Raw genomic sequence first — 17222 nt, 5'->3', positions numbered from 1 at the left:
AGAAAAACGAGAGAGGTGTATAGTATGCGACGGCCTAAATGGAAATTGACGACAGTGATCAGCTTATTTGTCATAGCGGTCGTCGCTGTCTCTCTACTCGTAACCGATATTTTGATTTCAGTCCAAACGAGCCAAGATACGCAAGAAGAGCTTGAAGAAAAAGCGCGGATCATCTCACGTACAGTCGCAGAATCCTCGATTGTCCAAGACGAGTTACTGACGGATGAAATTGAAGGGACGATTCAAGAGTATACGTCGAGTATCCAACAAGCGAGTGATGTTTTATTTATTGTCGTGATGGACATGACCGGTCTTCGGCAATCGCACCCGAATCCAGAGCAGATTGGGAACCGGTTTGTTGGTGGAGACGAACAGCGGGTATTGGCAGGAGAAGAGTATATTTCCATTTCAGAAGGAACGCTAGGTTATTCTGTGCGTGCATTTGCACCCATCTATAAAGATGGTGTTCAAATCGGTGCTGTTTCTACAGGGATTTCACTGGATGCAGTGGATGCAGCGATTTTTGAAAATCATCAAATGATTCTATTAGGTTCTGCAGTGGGGATTTTAGCTGGAATCATCGGCGCTATCTTACTCGCCCGCTACATCAAAAAAAGCCTACTCGGACTTGAACCCGTTGAAATTGCTCGCATCTATCAAGAACGAGACCGGATGTTCCAAACCGTCCGAGAAGGCATTGTCGCGATTGATGAACACGGAATCATCACATATGTGAACCGCTCTGCTCGTGATATTTTTGAAAAAGCGGGTATCCGAGGTGACAATCCCGTAGGTTTATTGATTTCCTCCTATCTTCCACACTCTCGTCTAGAGCTTGTGTTGGAGACAGGGAGGGCCGAATACGATGAGCAACAAGAGTTGAACGGCACGACTATCATTGTCAACCGGATTCCGATAGAGGTGAACGGCAAAGTGGTAGGGGCCATCTCGACGTTCCGGGACAAGACAGAAGTCAATCGTTTAGCGGAGCAACTCACGGGTGTTCGCTTGTACGCAGATTCTTTACGCGCGCAGTCGCATGAGTTCCGCAATCAATTGCAAGTGTTGCTAGGGTTAGCAGAAATAGGCGATACAGAGCATATGAAGCGCTACATCACACAACTTGCGGCACATCAGATCGAGGAAACTGATCGTATTACTGAACAGATTCATGACCCAATCCTCTCAGGATTCCTGCTCGGGAAAATCAGTTTTGCACGTGAACAAGGTGCTGAGCTAGCTGTATTTTGTGAGACGGATATTCCGGTATTGCCAGACGGAACGATGGCCCACGACTTAGTGACGATTGTTGGGAACTTGGTGGACAATGCATTAGAAGCAGCGATGGAAACACCTCCAGGAAACGTGACGGTCGACTTGTCATGTGTAGACGACTTACTCACCTTGACTGTCGAAGATGATGGCCCAGGAATGGCATCCGATGAAATTGACCTGTTCTTCGAAAAAGGGCAGTCGTCAAAAGGAGAAACACGTGGTTACGGATTGTACCTTGTAAAAACTAGTGTTGAGAGCCTTCATGGCTCACTGGAAGTGGATTCAGTAGTAGGAAACGGAACAACTATCCAAGTCATAATTCCGATAGAAGGGAGGGAAGAAACATGATTCGCGTACTGATTGTAGAGGATGACCCGATGGTGGCAGAGCTGAATCGTTCCTACATAGAGCGAACAGACGATTTTTCCTGCGTTGGAGTCGCCCATTCACCTAAAGAAGCGAGAAGCTTTCTTGCAAACGACCAAATAGACCTCGTACTACTTGATGTCTACATGCCCGGTCAAGATGGCCTTTCGTATTTACAGGAATTGCGTGAAGAGAGGGCAAGCGTAGATGTGATTTTGATAACGGCAGCTTCTGAAACGAAACAGATTCAACAGGCCCTTCGTCTTGGAGCAATCGATTATTTGATCAAACCATACGCGTTTGACCGGTTACACACAGCGCTGGAAAAGTTCAAGCACCATCATACATTTATCAAGAGTAGTGGTCAAAGTAGTCAACAGGACATTGATGCGCTTCTTCATACAGAAGCTCATCAAGAATCGACGCAAATCTTGGTACCTAAAGGGCTTACAAAAACAACGCTCGATCATGTGCTAGACGTTATTAAGACATTTGGCGGGAGGCGGTTCTCGACAGATGAAGTGGCAGAAGCAGCTTCCCTCTCCCGGGTGTCCATTCGAAAGTATTTGAAATTCTTAGCAAGTCATCTATTTCTCGACGAGCAATTGGAGTACGGGGTAGGTCGCCCTGTCTACTACTACAAGCGCACGGCAAAACCTATGAAAAACGACCAATTTTCTATATAAAGTAGGGAACCTCATAACGAGGGCCTCTACTTTTTTTACTTACAATACTATTTTTACTTTCATATTCTTTGCGATTGAGAAAGCATTCAGTATGATAAACACACTTATTGAAAGCGTTTTCTTTACAAAGAGGATGAAGGAGTGAATGGAAATGACAATTGCAGCACGCAATCAAAGTGTCTCTCTGTCACACGCGAGAGAGCAAAAACAAAGCATTACGATTTTCGGATTGCCGCTTGTCTGGTTTGGGGTACTCGCAGCGGTTACAATGGTCAGCATGTATACTGGAAATCTTCCAGGTGGCATGATTGGAAGTTTACTAGTCATGATGGTATTAGGAGAACTACTCGGTTGGGCAGGGGACCGGTTACCAATCGTCCGCACTTACTTGGGTGGAGGTGCGATTGTCGCTATTTTTGGGTCGGCGTATATGGTTTATGCAGATTTGATTCCAGCATCAACCGTCACGATGATCAATGACTTCATGACTACAGGTGGCTTTTTAGATTTCTATATTGCGGCACTGATCACAGGCAGTATCTTGGGAATGGATAAAGAAGTGTTAGTGAAAGTTGGACTGAAGTACTTTGTTCCGATCTTTGGAGCAGTCATCGGCGCCATCATTTTAGCTGCTCTCTTCGGAGTGCTTGTTGGATTCTCCCTTTCTGAGGCAGTACTTGTCATGGCGATGCCGATCATGGGCGGCGGAATGGGAGCAGGCGCTGTTCCGATGAGTCAGATCTACAGTGAGATGATGGGGAACACACCGAGTTACTATATCTCGATGCTCGTGCCGGCTCTGGCGTTAGGAAATGTCTTTGCCATTATTTTAGCGAGTGTACTGAATATCGTAGGGAACAAACGTCCATCGTTATCAGGAAATGGTCAACTATTAAAAGGATTCGAGTTCACGGAAAAAGAAACTCCGTTCGATATTAAGAAGATGGGGATTGGGTTAGCAATCGCTATTACGTTCTTTGCAATCGGAGGATTACTAGCAAGTTTTATTCCTCTTCATGCCTACGCTCTCATGATTATTGCAGTAGCAGTAGCGAAAATTGCGGGATGGTTACCAGAACGCGTATTAGATGGAGCAAACCAATGGTACAAATTTGTTGCGAAAAACTGGACGTTAGCACTGTTGTTTGGAATTGGAGTAGCATACACGGACCTTGAAACGGTTCTTGCAGCATTAACTATTCCTTATGTCGTCACTGTTTTTGGTGTAGTACTTGGGGCGGTACTAGGAGCAGCGCTTGTCGGACGCCTTGTAGGATTTTATCCGATTGAGTCTGCAATTACAGCAGGTCTTTGTATGGCAAACATGGGTGGAACAGGCGATGTAGCCGTTCTCTCAGCTGCAAAACGTATGCAGTTGATGCCGTTTGCTCAGATTTCATCTCGACTTGGTGGTGCACTCATACTTCTATTAGCCGGTTTAATTATACCTTTGCTATTTTAATCTACAAAAACACGTATCTCTTCGGGGTTACGTGTTTTTTTGCATGTTTTCTCATGGTATGCTTGCATTATCAGACAGACCGACAAGTGAGGACAGGATATGACTTTAACGCTTACCGCAGTGACAGAGCAAAATCGTGTGTGGATTCCAGAGTATACATTCACAGAAGGTGTGACAGGGTTGTTAGTGGATATGAAACGAGCAGCATCTGTCATGCGCCAATTTGAAAAGTCTGCCTATGTACATTAGGTGCAAGACGGGCATTATCCCCATCTGACCGTACAAGAAACCATTGCATACTATACCAAATTAGCAGAGGTTGAATGGTCCGTACCAGAATTATTGAAGACATTCGATCTTATAACAGAAGCACGTACCAAAGTGAAGAAATTATCCGAAACAAAACGCAACACATTGACGCTAATCAAACCCTACTGTTCACGTCATGACTGGGTAGTTATCGAAGAACCGTTCCACCGGATCGAACTAGAAGGGCGTCATGTAGTAGACCAAATTTTAAAAGGTATTGAGAGACAAGGAAAATCTCTAGTTTTGCTTAGTAGCAATTTAGAAGACCTTTTGCCGGTGACGGACAAGATTTATCGAATGGACGAACGAGGAATCCATAAATTGGAATTTCAAGATGAGACAGCTACTCAAAATGAAGAGCCAGCACAGTTCAAGGTCAATAAAATTCAAGTGAAACATAATGACAAAACATTGTTGTTCAATCCACCAGAAGTCGACTATATAGAAAGTATAGATGGTACGGTTTATATCAATGTTGCAGGTGTTGCTTATACGAGTCCTTTGACATTAACGGAACTGGAAGTCCGGTTACAGCCGTATGGATTTTATAGATGTCACCGGTCATACATTGTAAACTTGCAAAAAGTACGAGAGCTAGTCAGTTGGACGAAAAATAGCTATAGTATCAAGTTGGATGTCGAAAAAACGACATTGGTTCCCTTATCTCGTGCCAAATTAAGTCCGTTAAAAGAACTTCTTGGCATATCATAATATTTCCTGGGAAATAATCGGCACCATTCATGTCGAAATTTCCACCATTCAGCAAATTTCGGAAACGATTCACCGCTAATCTACTGCGGGCCTCCCTATCTTTTCATACACTCAGTGTAGGAAAACAACAAAGGAGGCCATTTATATGTCGGTTACCATTAAAATGGAAAATGTAAAGAAAAGTTTTAGTCGGTTTGAAGCACTACGAAATGTAGACTTGGAAATTCAGTCAGGTGAGATTTTAGGTTTGCTTGGGCCGAGTGGTGCTGGGAAATCCACTATTATTAAAATCTTGACGGGTCAACTGGATCCATCATCAGGAACTGTGATGATTTTCGGTGAATCCAGTGAACAAGTGAAGCAAAGCAAGACCCGTAAGCGCTTTGGTGTCTTAACGGATAATAGCGGCTTATATAAACGACTTTCTATAGAAGAAAACCTAAAAATGTACTGTGACCTCTATGATCTTCCGGTATCGGCAATGGATGAGGCACTTGAGTTTGTGAATTTGGTTTCTAGTAAGAAGAAAAAAGTATCAGAGTTGTCTCGCGGAATGATGCAGCGTGTCACATTGGCGCGTGCTATCCTTCATAAGCCAGAGCTTTTGTTTTTAGATGAGCCAACATCAGCGCTTGACCCAGTGAACACGCATCATATTCATGAGGGATTGCGAAAGCTGAATGCAAGAGGCACAACGATTTTACTGACGACACATGATATGTATGAAGCAGAAGCGCTGTGCCACCGCGTTGCTTTTTTACACGAAGGAGAAATTCGAGAGAGTGGTTCTCCAGAAGAATTAAAAGATGCGTACCGCAATGATGTGATTGAAGTGGAATTGACGTGTGGCGAATCACATGAGTTACCAGTAAATCAAGTAGCGACAATGGACAAAATGAGAGAGTGGGCGGCGGCACAACGAATTCGTCGTGTCCATTCCAATGAACCAACATTAGGTGATTTATTTATGCGTGTAACGGGGGGAGAATTATCATGAATGTATCTGTTAAACGAATCCAAGCAATCTTTGTAAAAGACTATAAAGAGTTCTACCGAAATTATGCAATCTCGACGATGGTGCTTATGCCACTAGCACTAGCATTTATCTATAGTATGACAGGGGACATGGATCTTCAGAGTTTGTTCATGCCCATCAATTTAACATTTGCGATGATTACTGCGTTTATCCAGAGTTGTTTGATTGCTGAGGAGAAAGAACACAATACTCTACGTAGCTTGCTGTTGTCCCCGGCATCTATAGCAGATGTGCTGATTGGAAAGAGTGCTTTAGTATTTGTCATCACGGTGGTCGTATTGGGTATGTGCATGTGGATTTTAGAGTTCTCACCTGCCAATTTAGCTGCGATGGGGGTTGCCCTTGTCTTATCTACACTATTCTATTTGGCCATGGGATTGATTGTAGGTCTATATACGAAGACAGTGATGGAAGCCTCAGTTGGAATTCTTCCTGTCATGATTGTATTCTCGTTTGGACCACTCGTCTTGTTATTTGCGGATCGTTATCCGGTTCTAGAAGTATTTCAATGGTTGCCAAGTGCACAGTTGCTTCTACTTGAGCAGTATAGTGTAGCAGGAGCAACTTCTGATATCGTTGTGTCTCTTGTGGTACTAGCGGTATGGGCAGTAGTCACTGTAATTGTATCCGCTGTACTATTTAAAAAACGTATGAGTGACGAATAGAAAAAAACACGAATCCTTGTGTAGGGTTCGTGTTTTTTAGTGCAAACTAGCATTGCCAAATGTACTCCAAATCGTCATTATAAAGAAAAGGGTGAGAAGTGTTAAAGTAAACCAACTAATAGGCGTTTTTGGACCTTTGGCGAACTGAAAGGCTAAATATAGTAAAACTGAAATTAGTGAAACCAAGAAGACAAACGACACCAGCATAGCCATAATAAAAAACATAGTTACGGAATATACATCTCGTTGTGAGAAGTATTGTGTGCAGAGTTTGCAGCATTTGGTGAGTGTACACTGTTCGGGTTAGTGTCATGTGCTTTTCGCGACCTGAAGCTTCCGCGGCGTAGGTCAGCCAAAATGCCAAAAGTCAATACAGCGAGTAGAAATCCTAAAATATACATGAAATGCACTCCTTCCTACTTTCCTTTAGTATACCATTTTTTGAGAAATAAATAGGATTTTGGGAACTTAAATGGATATAATCCGTACAACAAGAAAAGAGGTATGATCAGATGGTCTTTTTAGCAATTGCGATAATCGCTTTTATAATCATTGCTGTTTTCACTGACATCTTCCAAAGAAGAAAATAAGGGGGTGTGAAGGTGAAGTATTACTTGATGATTTTTTTAGTGTTACTAATGACAGGTCTTGTTTTCAATCAAGGGGCAGGCAGCATCTCGGGAATTTTATATTTGCTAGCATTTCTAACATTACTAGCATCGATTATCCACGCTATTTGGAATCGGTTCCGGAAGAAGCAAGTCATCACTGAGTAGAGAGGAGTTATGCACATGTGGACAAAGTTAGCTTTTCGAAAAGATCAACTTGAAACGCCAGAAGAGAAATGGAATGCATCGATTGAAACGATAGTAGAGAATGAAACGCCTGGGGATACTGAGATTACAAACACCGCATGGCATGCATATGCTTATTATTCAGAGTTAGAGTCAGGTGGGCATGAAGCATTTCTTTATCACTTTGACTATCGGTTTAAAGAGTATGGTGCGAAGACTTTCCTGAAAAATACCGTTGAAGCTTTAGAGAAAATCGGAGCTATGGAGCATGCGGCTAATTTGGAACATCATGGGTTGGAGTTATGGACAGTTTATACACAACTTGAACAAGACATGCAGTTTGAAGAGGTTTTTTATGAGCGAATTGCAGCGGCCGATGAAGCGTATCATTCGTTTGACCCACCGCTACATGATCATTTAGAAAACTTTTTCGAGAAGAATTATCATCAGTTGATGGAGATCAGTGAGTAAATAGGATAAGGAGTTGAGTAATTCGGGTATAGGGGGAGAATTGGACCAAATGAGGGGGAAATGAGATGAAGAAGAAATGGTATTTTCTAATGGGGTTTGCCACTGCACTGATTGTAATGCCGTTCATCACATGACTTGGAATTCCACGGTACGCCGATTTTTTGAAGGCGACATTTGGTGATTTTAAATTGCTAGCGGGTATATTTTCACTTAGTGTTTTAGTATTTTTAGGTGTGTTGTTAATGGATATGAAAGAAAATGTGAAGCAAGGAGATTAGATCGTGAAGGTTCTACGAATAAATTAAAAACCAAGTACGTCCTAAGAATAGGAAGCGTACTTGGTTTTTTTAATTATACGTATTTCTCATCATAGTTACGAGATCGAATAAGCTGTCATTGGTTGTAGAATAGTAGAGGGAAGTGTCTACATCTTTTAGCTGATATCCATCAAGTGTTTCATAGACTTTGAATCGCGTGATGGATGAGTCTTCCGTATAAATGGCGAAGTCGAATAGTAGAGTGCCAGGTACTTCCTGCACTTCTTCTAACTGTAGTAGTAAGGAATGAAGTGTCGATTTCCATTTTCGATCTTCTAGAAGAATTTCTTTTGCTTCTGGTCGAGTCGGAAGCGTAGCCCGGAAAAGTGTTTCTTGATTTGTCTGTGCAATGACTGTTCGATACGGTTCAAGAGTGGAATAGGCGGAATTCCTATCGGACAGTGGTAGGAATGATTGAAACACTAGTATTGTTAGGACGCTAATTAATGCCATTCCAACGAAATAAGGTGTGAGTTTACGACGTTTTGGTAAACTTGTTTTCGACATCCTCAGAGAATTTATATGGCGATGCCTCACAGACTGATCCAATTCTTCAGCGGCTAATTCTTTAAATAAAGCGTCGAATGATTCTTTCATTTCGTCCCCTCCTCTTTTAAGAAAGTTTCCCTTAGCTTGGACAAAGCACGAGCAGATTTTGCTTTTACTTTGTCTTCAGACCATCCAAGAATTTCAGAGGTTTCACGTATCGACAACTCTTGGATTTTCCTGAGAATCAGGACTTCTTGATAGTCTTTTTTTAATTCGCCAAGTGCTTGATAGAGGAGACGAACATCTGCTTTTTGAATAGCATTTAATTCAGGTGTCTTAATAGTAATGGGCTCAGACCTTTTGCCGAACGCTAGAAAGTGTACGCGTTTGGTTCTTCTTATGTAGTCAATGGCCGTATTTCGTGCGATTTTTAATAACCAAGTGCGTAGAGAGGATTGTTGGTTAAACTGATGAAGTGAACTATGTACTTTTAGGAAAGTATCATGCGTCAAATCTTCTGCAACCTCTTTATTACGCAGTAAAAATAACAAATAGCGATAGACATCGTCTGAATAAGACTCATATAGGTCAAGTAAATCTATTGAGTTTCTCATGAAAGCCTCCTTTAGAAGACTAGACGAACGAAAAAATGAAAAGAGTCGGTATGGATGACAAAATTTAATTTAAATTTCGATACTACTTATGAATTCTAAAAGGTGCCTTGAATAATTTTCTGGCTGATCGCGATGAACAAGGTGGCCAGCGGATGGGAGGATTGCAAGTTGCATTGCGGGTTGAAGACGCTTGAACTCCGCAGCGGCCTCCACTTCATGTAGTAATTCATCTCCCATTATGCAAAAAAGAGGCGTTTCCATAGAGGCAACTGACTTTAGTTGCTCGTAAGGATAAAAATCTGCTGTATTAAATGAAGTCAGCAGAGCCTTCCAATCATTGTTGGTATGCAGTTCAGTCAAGATACGAGAGATTTCCTCGTCTTTAAAAAGTGTTTCATAATGTGCTTGCTCTTCTTGTAATCGCTCCGAATACTCTTCCCCCATAGTCGGTGAAATTCCTGAAAATGTAGCGGATACTACTAGTTCAGGATATCTTTTAGCAAACAAAACTGCTGCAACGCCACCAATTGAAACCCCAGCAACATGGCATTTTTCGATTCCTAGATGTAGTACAGTTTCTTTCAGATCTTCTACAGTACGATTAAAAAACTGATCAAACGGTCCAACAGATTTTCCGTGACCTCTCAAGTCAGGCCGAATCACGCGGTACCCTCTTTCTGCTAAATAGCTACTTTGTTCTTCATACTCCGAATCCCCAGTCATCCCACCAGAATGAAGTAGTACGATAGCAGTGCCTTGTCCTTCTTCAGTTGTATGTAAAATCATTGCGTACACTCCTTAACTTTTTTGCACAACTCAATTCTATTAGTAACTTTTCCTATCCTACCAAAACAATTAGCGCATCACTAGTATCTTTGGAAATATATTGTAACGATAACGATGAAAAGGTATGATGGATTTAAGACCATTGAACGAAAATTCACGCAATTTTTAGGGGAGGAATTGAACGTGACACAATTTGAAGTACTAAAGGGAGCAGAGGCTTTTACATACGAAGGTGGAAAGAAAGGCGTTCTAGTTTCGCACGGATTTACGGGAACGACTCAAAGTATGAAGCCACTCGCAGACGCATTTGTTGAAGCGGGGTATACAGTTTCTATGCCGAGACTGAAGGGGCACGGGACGCACCATGAAGAAATGGAAACTTCGACTTATCAAGAGTGGATTGATTCAATCGAAGAAGCTTACGCTTGGCTATCGGAACGCTGCGACACTATCTATATGACGGGACTTTCCATGGGAGGGACTTTGACGCTCTATATGGCGCAACATCATCCGGACTTAAAGGCGATTTCGTTGATCAATGCAGCGATTGAAGTACCAGCGATGGAAGGGGTTAAACAGCTTCCTGCAGAAGTGCGCTTTTTGGATGCAATCGGTTCCGATATCAAAAAGCCAGGTGTGGTGGAACTTGCGTATGGAAAGACGCCGGTTGCTGCAGTGAAACAATTACTCACTTTTATGGAAGAAGTGAAATCTGGACTTTCAAGCGTGCAGTGCCCAACGATTATTTTCGTGGCACCAGAAGATCATGTTGTCCCGCCTACAAATAGCCAGACAATCTTAGATACTATCGCTTCACGTGACAAAGTGTTAGTCGAGTTGCCAGAAAGTTATCATGTGGCAACGTTAGATAACGATCAAGAAACTATTATTCAAAAGACATTGGCGTTTTTTGAGGAGCAGGTTTAAAAAGGAGAATTAGATGCAGTACATTTTAGAAGAAATTATTGAAATTATGCATAATGATTATGCCGGTTTTCAGGACAAAAAAGGGTGGGACCGACCAGATATCTACCGAAAGAAATTAGCTGAGCTGAAAGCAAATGAATCAATGTCCGATGCAGATTTTGAAGAACTAATTAAAGAATATTTAAGTGATTTTGAAGACAAGCACATGTTCTTTAGTAAGACTGACAAAGTTGAACAAAGCCAAAAAGAAGTAGGCTTTCAAGTTCGTCGCTATGAAGACCACTTATATATAACTTCGGTTACACAAGAACAAAAGCTTACAGTTGGTATGAAGATTGAGTCGATTGATGGGCTGACAATACCTACTTTGGCAGAGAAATTTAAGAAAACGTTTAAAGAAAATCTGCATGAGAGACAGGACTGGAATAAAGTTCTTTTAAGTGCAACTAAAGTTAACGTAATCACGCTTGAGCATGAAACTAAGGAATTTCAACTTACTAAATTTGAGAAACAAACTCGAAAATCAATTTATGAAATAAAAGTAGAAAGCGGAATAGCCTTCATTACATTTACAGATTTCTTAAATCCTGATGCGGTTGTTAAATTAGTTGAGGACAATCGCTTGTTACTAGAAACAGTAGATGCTTGGATAGTTGATGTGCGTGTAAACTATGGCGGAAGTGATAGCAGCTTTTTTCCTCTGCTTCCCTACATAATGCCCCCTGAAGGTGTAGACCTTACAAATACAGATGAAAAAATGCTGTTCAATTGTACAGAAGCAAGTGCAAAAAGAGAATTACGTTTGCTCGAGCAACAACTCGCTGAAACAGAGGATGAGCAGGCTCGACATTTTCTTGAGGTATTTAAACGCGAATGGACAACAAATAGAGGGAAAGGCTTTGTTGAATTTGATTTCAGCGATATTTTACCAGACCTCTTTATAAAAGGAACGGATAATCCGAAGCATGTCATTGTACTTTCAGATTATATGTGTGGTAGCTCTGGAGAATCGTTTGTGGAACTTTGTAAAATGTCCTCTAAGGTCACTGTCATTGGACGGGCAACATTGGGATTAAATGATTATGCCAACCTATCAAGCGTAATGTGGGAAGAGGGTTTTGAATTTATGTACCCTACTTCCCGACTTTCCCGAATTGACAAGAATAATGGAATGACTGGAATTGGCGTATTACCAGATATCTCTATTCCATGGACACCACTACATCTAAAAGCTGATGTTGACATGAAAAAAGCTCTTGAACTCATTGGAAATGTGAGTGGAAAGTAAATGAAATTAGCTTATAGAGAATCAGGTAGTGGAGAACCGCTTGTATTTTTACACAGTGGTTTAGAAACTTCCTCAACAGATTTTATTTACCAACAAAAATACTTCCGTCAATTCTATAAAGTACTAGCTTTTGATTTACGAGGCCACGGAGATTCACAGTCAACGAACCTCTCAAATTTCTTTGAAGACAGTGTACAAGATCTTTTTGAAACACTTTCGGAAATAGGGGTAACGCAGATTCATTTAGTCGGTGCGTCTCTCGGAGCTCTTGTAGCTATTTACTTTTCGAACCGGCCCGCTAGGGTTACGAAGAGTTTAATCATTTCGGGAGTTACACCAACGAAACCGGAGAACTAGAATGACCTTCATTTAAGACAGAAGGAAAATCAAAGGATGTTGTTAGAAAATCAAGAAACCGTAAACTATTTTAACACTCTTCATAAATCTGATTGGCGTGAATTTCTAACTTTAGCTAAAGATGAAGACTGGTATCCCTTTGAGGAAACGAGCAAGCTAAAAGATAATAAATGTCCGGTATTAATTATTTCAGGAAATCAACTTCCTTCTGAAACTGCGAGTCACGCAATATACAAAGGTGAAGAACACATACAGGTAGAAATCTTGCCTAACGCGGGTCATCTAGTGCACCAGCAGCAACCCGAATTTTATACGAAGAGTGTTACTCGATTTTTAAATGACAGTGTTTAACCAATGAGGGGAGTTAAGGATGAAATTATCAGGACTACTAGCAGCCACGGGTTTTTTGGTATGCGGGGCAAGTGTTTTACTAACCATTATGACCTTTGTATCTTATAAATCTGGCAACGGACTGACGCTACTGATTTCCGCACTGGTTTTTCTCAATGGACTCATTGCCATTGGAGTTGCAATCATCTCATTTCTAACTATTTTAGTATTTCTAGTCAGTTATGAACTCTATAAGCCAGCATACACTTACGAAGAAGCCCAACAGCGTGTGGGAGCGGAGTATTCGCTAGCCATTCGTGACAGTCATTTTAAGACGATTCAAATCCTAGATACAAATTATGAACATTACCGAGTGGCTGCTGGTGAAGAAGGACAAATACAAGAGTTTATGATTGATCCAAAAACAGGCGAAATCAAAGCTCTCAAAACAGACGACTTAGTAGAGGTAACATCTTGTAACTCGGTTGAATCCACTACATTTTAAAGGACGAAAGAACAATGAAAAAATTCAAACAAATGTAAGAGGAGAACACGATGGGGATTAGAAATTCTGCAAAAGCTGTCATAGTAAAAGATGACAAGATAGCACTCATAAAAAAACACGATGAAGAGGGTTTCTTTTATATCTTTCCAGGTGGAGGGCAAGAGAAAGGAGAAACCCTTAAAAGTGCAGTGATTCGAGAGTGTTTAGAAGAGTTAGATGCGGCTGTTCAAGTACAAGAACTGATTCATATTCGAGAATACATCGGGGAAAACCATGAATTTGCTCACTTTGATAAGGGCGTTCATCAAATTGAGTTTTATTTTCTATGCAGTATAGTTCGTGAAAATGTGAATGGCGCCCCTGTACAACCTGATACGGATCAAATTGGTGTTGAGTGGATTCCACTAACTGATTTACATAAATTTCGTGTATATCCAAAAGCGATAGTAGAGGTGTTACAACGAGCAGAGAAGACTGAGGTTTATTTAGGGGATGTGAACTAGAGTAGACATGGGAGATGAATTGTCATGAGAAAAATCGGAATCTTGCTCAGCGGATATTTAGTAATTGGAATCTCTAGCATTTCTTACATATTTACAGATGCAGAAGCTCGAACAGGTGCAAATGAGTACTTTTCTTTACTGCAGGTGACGGGAATCATCTTCATAACCACAGGGTTTTTGTTCATAGTACTTCAAGTGAAAAATAGACTCACCGTTAAATCACTTACATTGTGGGGAACCGCTTTTAGTTTGCTTTACCTACTTGGAATAAGTTTTTATATTTCTGATCGACCGATTTATAAACATTCCGACTCTCTTGCCCTGGTAGAAAGAACTTACAATGTTGAGGTGGCTGCTAGTGGTCTTTTTTTGATTGAGGATTCTACTTCAGGAAGAGTGAACTATTATTTTTCAAGTGTAAGTAGTGAAACGAGTTACATAGTAGACCCCTATACTGGTGAAATTGCTATTGATAAGTAACTCTACTATTTGTTAGTACTGAAACTTAATTGTAGCTATCTTTGAAGAGTAAACAGAAAGTAGGGCTGTGATGTGACTAGTATCAAAATCTTTATAATCAAACTTCAAAATTATAATCGCGAGCAATTAGTCTTCAAGCCGAGTTCTACTGAATGGTCAATTGTCCAAGTCTATGATCACTGTATTGTTGTGGCGCATGAATATTGTGAAGCTGCAGAAAATTGTCTAGCAGGTAAAGGGGAACTCCAGACTGGTAAAACAAAATTTGGAGAAGAACTCTTTGAACGTGGTGGTTTTCCGCCTATCAAAATTACACTTCCAGACGAGATGAATCAAGCACCAGATAATAGCTACACTCGAGAAGAGTTGGTGATTCAATTAGAGACCTTGACTCAACGAATTGAGGCGTTAAAGGGTCAAATTGAGCTTGCTCAACCCACTCTTGCTGTGCGGCATGGGGGATTTGGGTGGTTAACGGCAGCGGAATGGCTCGCACTAGTGGATATGCATTTTACTCACCACTTGCGACAACTTGATACATTAGAAACACATTGGAGGAGCCATACTTGATCGAAGAACTTATCATCTTTTACTACGGATTACCACTTATCCTAACCTTGTTATTTTTCCGAACGATTCTATGGATTGCTAGAGATATTCAGTCAGGAAACGCTGACAAGCTTTCTTCTACCATTGGAACGATTCTTGCAGTCGCTTGGGTATTTTCATTGATGCTTTCTGCGCTGCTCATGTTTGGATAGTCTATATGGTGCCTGTCACCATTTACCATATGTTTCCAAAAGGTGCCTGTCACCATTTGCCATTTACACCCAAATACATAATTGAAATCGAGGCTATTATGAAGAAGATTATTCTTAAGCTAGTCGTGGTGTTTGCCACATTTTTTATCACATGGACAATAATGAATACCCAACCCGTACAATCCTGGTGGATGAAAACTATATTTGAGCTTTCGTTAGGTGACGAAAAAGAACAACTGGAGACTTTCCAATACGACCATGTAACCATATATACAGATCAACCAGAACGCATTATGGAACTATTTGAACCAAACTTAGATGAAATCGACCAACTCTCAAGTGCTTGGTTTGAACCAGCTTCGAAAGACTATCCTGAGGTAACTATGTATGCAATTGAACCAAATCTAGTGATGAATATTATGCTAAAGGGTGCTAATGGGATATATATTCCCTCAAGTGAAATCATGCTTTTGAACATGAACCTGGATGACGATAGAATTTTGCACGGGTATGCGCACGAATATGCGCATTACCGTATGTTCAACTATTTGGAAGAGTTAGATGTCAGTTATAAAAAAGTTCCGATGTGGTTCCATGAAGGGGTGGCAGAAGCATTCAGTCATCGTTTTGCCCCGTTGCCTTTTGCGGAGGTAATGAATGAATGGGAAGTCGATGCGTTTTTTGAAAAAGAAACAACGGATCGATTGACGAGTGATGAGTATATCATGAGTCAGTTTCTTGTAGAGTATCTTCTCTATACGAAGGAGGACGAAGCTGTGCATACAGTTCTGAGTAACCTGACAAGATCCTCTGATTTTGAAACCGTTTTGGAAGAGCAATTGAACTATACGTATACAGATTTGAAAACATATTTAGCAGCAGAAGATGATACGGTAGAAGACTTTATGTATAGAACGGAAGCAGAAGTAGGCAACGAGCAGTTTCAAGCGGAAGTTCTTGCTTTCCACGAAAGAAAGAAACCTTATTACTACAATGCGCAATTGGTGACGAATATACTTTCTCAAATGTATCAAACGGACGAAAAATGGCTAGAGATGGCAGAGTTGACCGAATATCGGATGAATTACGTACAACGTGACTCAATTGATTATCAGTTGGCAGCAGATTTTGCAAAAAAAGCAGGTAATCTAGAGAAAGAAGCGTACTATCTAGCAAAGGCAGAAGAGGAAAAGGCAAAGGAAGAACCCGTCCAAGAATAAAATTTTCCATAAACCTCCTAAAAGGTGACAGGCACCGATTACCTAGTAGAGGGAGAAGCGGTACTTCCTAAACTCTCGCGTGAGGATTTGCAAAAAACCTTCGGATTGTCTAGTGAACATCCAGTTTTAGGTGCTTTCAAAATCACCCCTTCAAATAACAAGATGTTCACAGATTTTATAAACTTCGATTTTGACCAATTTGATTATTGGCTGTTTTGTGGGGATTGAGTTTGATGTTGCGGATGGGAGGTGCTGATGTAAGGTGCCTGTCACTGGAAAACAAATTAAGGATTGAAAAGCTTTTTTTCCAAGTGTTCCCAAATGTTCCCAAATGGTGCCTGTCACCTTTCGTAGATGACACAACTATTGCGATTTGGAATGAAGATTTAGGAGCACCTGTACGAAACTATAATGCGAAGTTAAATGTTGAAACTGAAATCTTTCATGACCGAGGTCGCGCTTGTTGGAGTTTGCTGCTAAAGCCGACATACGAAAATTGTTATTCAGAATCTATGATGAGTTCGAGTGTGGAATGATTGATCCAGTATAGTGAGGTGCCTGACACCAGACAGAAAAACGGAAGAAAAGAGGGAAGACATGTCCGATCCAAGATATTTTCCAACACTTTTCCGCTTCGAACATTTTCCGTTGATTTTGATTACAGTAACTGTACTATTTTTCACATCATTGCTTTGGTTTTGGCTCCCGCTATATATACTTCCAGAACTCAGTGGATTTGTGGTTTTACTGATTTCAGGAGTCGTATTTGGCCTTCCGATTTCGCTTATATTCCTCCCACTGAATTATGCTGTGGCGAAGAAAAATTTGCAGAATGGCGAATCAATAAAATCTTTGGTAAGCAAATACTCT

General features: G+C 40.9%; 24 protein-coding genes. 20 read left to right on the top strand and 4 right to left on the bottom strand.

Annotated features, from left to right (window positions below):
• The first annotated feature begins 24 nt into the window (after positions 1-24).
• The 7 genes from dcuS (at position 25) to AB5N96_RS11365 (ending at position 6510) form a co-directional block, all read left to right on the top strand.
• On the top strand, positions 25-1623 hold the full coding sequence (gene dcuS / locus AB5N96_RS11395) for a DcuS/MalK family sensor histidine kinase (RefSeq protein ID WP_499705566.1): 1599 nt from the start codon (positions 25-27) through the stop codon (positions 1621-1623).
• The gene (locus AB5N96_RS11390) at positions 1620-2327 is read left to right on the top strand and encodes a response regulator (protein ID WP_392455550.1); all 708 of its coding nucleotides are present in this window, start codon (positions 1620-1622) and stop codon (positions 2325-2327) included. The genes dcuS and AB5N96_RS11390 overlap by 4 nt, the downstream gene beginning before the upstream one ends.
• 151 nt (positions 2328-2478) lie before the next feature.
• On the top strand, positions 2479-3789 hold the full coding sequence (locus AB5N96_RS11385; RefSeq protein ID WP_499705565.1) for a 2-hydroxycarboxylate transporter family protein: 1311 nt from the start codon (positions 2479-2481) through the stop codon (positions 3787-3789).
• Positions 3790-3888: 99 nt separating this feature from the next.
• Positions 3889-4038: a hypothetical protein gene (locus AB5N96_RS11380; RefSeq protein ID WP_499705564.1), complete on the top strand. Its 150-nt coding sequence runs from the start codon at positions 3889-3891 to the stop codon at positions 4036-4038.
• Between the two features lie 132 nt (positions 4039-4170).
• Entirely contained in the window at positions 4171-4809 is a 639-nt protein-coding gene (locus tag AB5N96_RS11375; protein ID WP_499705563.1) for a LytTR family DNA-binding domain-containing protein, read from the top strand.
• A 145-nt stretch (positions 4810-4954) separates the two neighbouring features.
• Positions 4955-5806, top strand: a complete 852-nt coding sequence (locus AB5N96_RS11370) for an ABC transporter ATP-binding protein (protein WP_499705562.1) — start codon at positions 4955-4957, stop codon at positions 5804-5806.
• Positions 5803-6510: an ABC transporter permease gene (locus AB5N96_RS11365; protein ID WP_499705561.1), complete on the top strand. Its 708-nt coding sequence runs from the start codon at positions 5803-5805 to the stop codon at positions 6508-6510. The genes AB5N96_RS11370 and AB5N96_RS11365 overlap by 4 nt, the downstream gene beginning before the upstream one ends.
• A 227-nt stretch (positions 6511-6737) precedes the next feature.
• Here AB5N96_RS11365 and AB5N96_RS11360 read toward each other — a convergent pair whose 3' ends face one another.
• On the bottom strand, positions 6738-6911 hold the full coding sequence (locus AB5N96_RS11360) for a hypothetical protein (protein WP_499705560.1): 174 nt from the start codon (positions 6909-6911) through the stop codon (positions 6738-6740).
• A 201-nt stretch (positions 6912-7112) separates the two neighbouring features.
• Between AB5N96_RS11360 and AB5N96_RS11355 the strand changes: the two genes are divergently transcribed.
• Both AB5N96_RS11355 and AB5N96_RS11350 read left to right on the top strand, forming a co-directional pair.
• A complete protein-coding gene (locus AB5N96_RS11355) occupies positions 7113-7286 on the top strand; it encodes a hypothetical protein (protein WP_499705559.1) in 174 nt (57 codons plus the stop codon).
• Between the two features lie 15 nt (positions 7287-7301).
• A complete protein-coding gene (locus tag AB5N96_RS11350) occupies positions 7302-7775 on the top strand; it encodes a DMP19 family protein (RefSeq protein WP_499705558.1) in 474 nt (157 codons plus the stop codon).
• 347 nt (positions 7776-8122) lie between these two features.
• Here AB5N96_RS11350 and AB5N96_RS11345 read toward each other — a convergent pair whose 3' ends face one another.
• From AB5N96_RS11345 to AB5N96_RS11335, 3 genes are all read right to left on the bottom strand, one after another.
• Positions 8123-8689 carry a hypothetical protein gene (locus AB5N96_RS11345; RefSeq protein WP_499705557.1) on the bottom strand — a complete coding sequence of 189 codons (567 nt, stop codon included), beginning with the start codon at positions 8687-8689 and terminating at the stop codon, positions 8123-8125.
• Complete coding sequence (locus tag AB5N96_RS11340) at positions 8686-9195, bottom strand: RNA polymerase sigma factor (protein WP_499705556.1); 510 nt, start codon at positions 9193-9195, stop codon at positions 8686-8688. The genes AB5N96_RS11345 and AB5N96_RS11340 overlap by 4 nt, the downstream gene beginning before the upstream one ends.
• 69 nt (positions 9196-9264) lie before the next feature.
• On the bottom strand, positions 9265-9981 hold the full coding sequence (locus AB5N96_RS11335; protein ID WP_499705555.1) for an alpha/beta fold hydrolase: 717 nt from the start codon (positions 9979-9981) through the stop codon (positions 9265-9267).
• Between the two features lie 183 nt (positions 9982-10164).
• Here AB5N96_RS11335 and AB5N96_RS11330 point away from each other — a divergent pair, with 183 nt between their 5' ends.
• From AB5N96_RS11330 to AB5N96_RS11280, 11 genes are all read left to right on the top strand, one after another.
• The gene (locus AB5N96_RS11330) at positions 10165-10908 is read left to right on the top strand and encodes an alpha/beta hydrolase (RefSeq protein WP_499705554.1); all 744 of its coding nucleotides are present in this window, start codon (positions 10165-10167) and stop codon (positions 10906-10908) included.
• Positions 10909-10921: 13 nt separating this feature from the next.
• On the top strand, positions 10922-12196 hold the full coding sequence (locus AB5N96_RS11325) for a S41 family peptidase (RefSeq protein ID WP_499705553.1): 1275 nt from the start codon (positions 10922-10924) through the stop codon (positions 12194-12196).
• Positions 12197-12553, top strand: a complete 357-nt coding sequence (locus AB5N96_RS11320) for an alpha/beta fold hydrolase (protein WP_499705552.1) — start codon at positions 12197-12199, stop codon at positions 12551-12553.
• Between the two features lie 36 nt (positions 12554-12589).
• Positions 12590-12904 carry an alpha/beta fold hydrolase gene (locus AB5N96_RS11315; RefSeq protein ID WP_204590427.1) on the top strand — a complete coding sequence of 105 codons (315 nt, stop codon included), beginning with the start codon at positions 12590-12592 and terminating at the stop codon, positions 12902-12904.
• Between the two features lie 19 nt (positions 12905-12923).
• Positions 12924-13388, top strand: a complete 465-nt coding sequence (locus AB5N96_RS11310) for a hypothetical protein (RefSeq protein ID WP_204590428.1) — start codon at positions 12924-12926, stop codon at positions 13386-13388.
• A 50-nt stretch (positions 13389-13438) separates the two neighbouring features.
• Complete coding sequence (locus AB5N96_RS11305) at positions 13439-13891, top strand: NUDIX domain-containing protein (protein WP_499705551.1); 453 nt, start codon at positions 13439-13441, stop codon at positions 13889-13891.
• Between the two features lie 24 nt (positions 13892-13915).
• The gene (locus AB5N96_RS11300) at positions 13916-14371 is read left to right on the top strand and encodes a hypothetical protein (RefSeq protein ID WP_204590430.1); all 456 of its coding nucleotides are present in this window, start codon (positions 13916-13918) and stop codon (positions 14369-14371) included.
• Positions 14372-14443: 72 nt separating this feature from the next.
• Complete coding sequence (locus AB5N96_RS11295) at positions 14444-14941, top strand: DinB family protein (RefSeq protein ID WP_204590431.1); 498 nt, start codon at positions 14444-14446, stop codon at positions 14939-14941.
• Complete coding sequence (locus tag AB5N96_RS11290; protein ID WP_204590432.1) at positions 14938-15132, top strand: hypothetical protein; 195 nt, start codon at positions 14938-14940, stop codon at positions 15130-15132. The genes AB5N96_RS11295 and AB5N96_RS11290 overlap by 4 nt, the downstream gene beginning before the upstream one ends.
• 191 nt (positions 15133-15323) lie before the next feature.
• Positions 15324-16352, top strand: coding sequence for a hypothetical protein (locus AB5N96_RS11285; protein ID WP_499705550.1), 1029 nt, complete (start codon positions 15324-15326; stop codon positions 16350-16352).
• A 24-nt stretch (positions 16353-16376) separates the two neighbouring features.
• Positions 16377-16580 carry a DUF7683 domain-containing protein gene (locus tag AB5N96_RS11280; protein ID WP_499705549.1) on the top strand — a complete coding sequence of 68 codons (204 nt, stop codon included), beginning with the start codon at positions 16377-16379 and terminating at the stop codon, positions 16578-16580.
• Positions 16581-17222 lie beyond the last annotated feature (642 nt).

Origin of the sequence: Chryseomicrobium imtechense, assembly GCF_041475995.1 — a bacterium.
In the GTDB taxonomy this organism is placed as follows: domain Bacteria; phylum Bacillota; class Bacilli; order Bacillales_A; family Planococcaceae; genus Chryseomicrobium; species Chryseomicrobium aureum.
The sequence above is the reverse complement of the archived record's forward strand: the minus strand, read 5'-3'. Positions and strand labels throughout refer to the sequence as shown.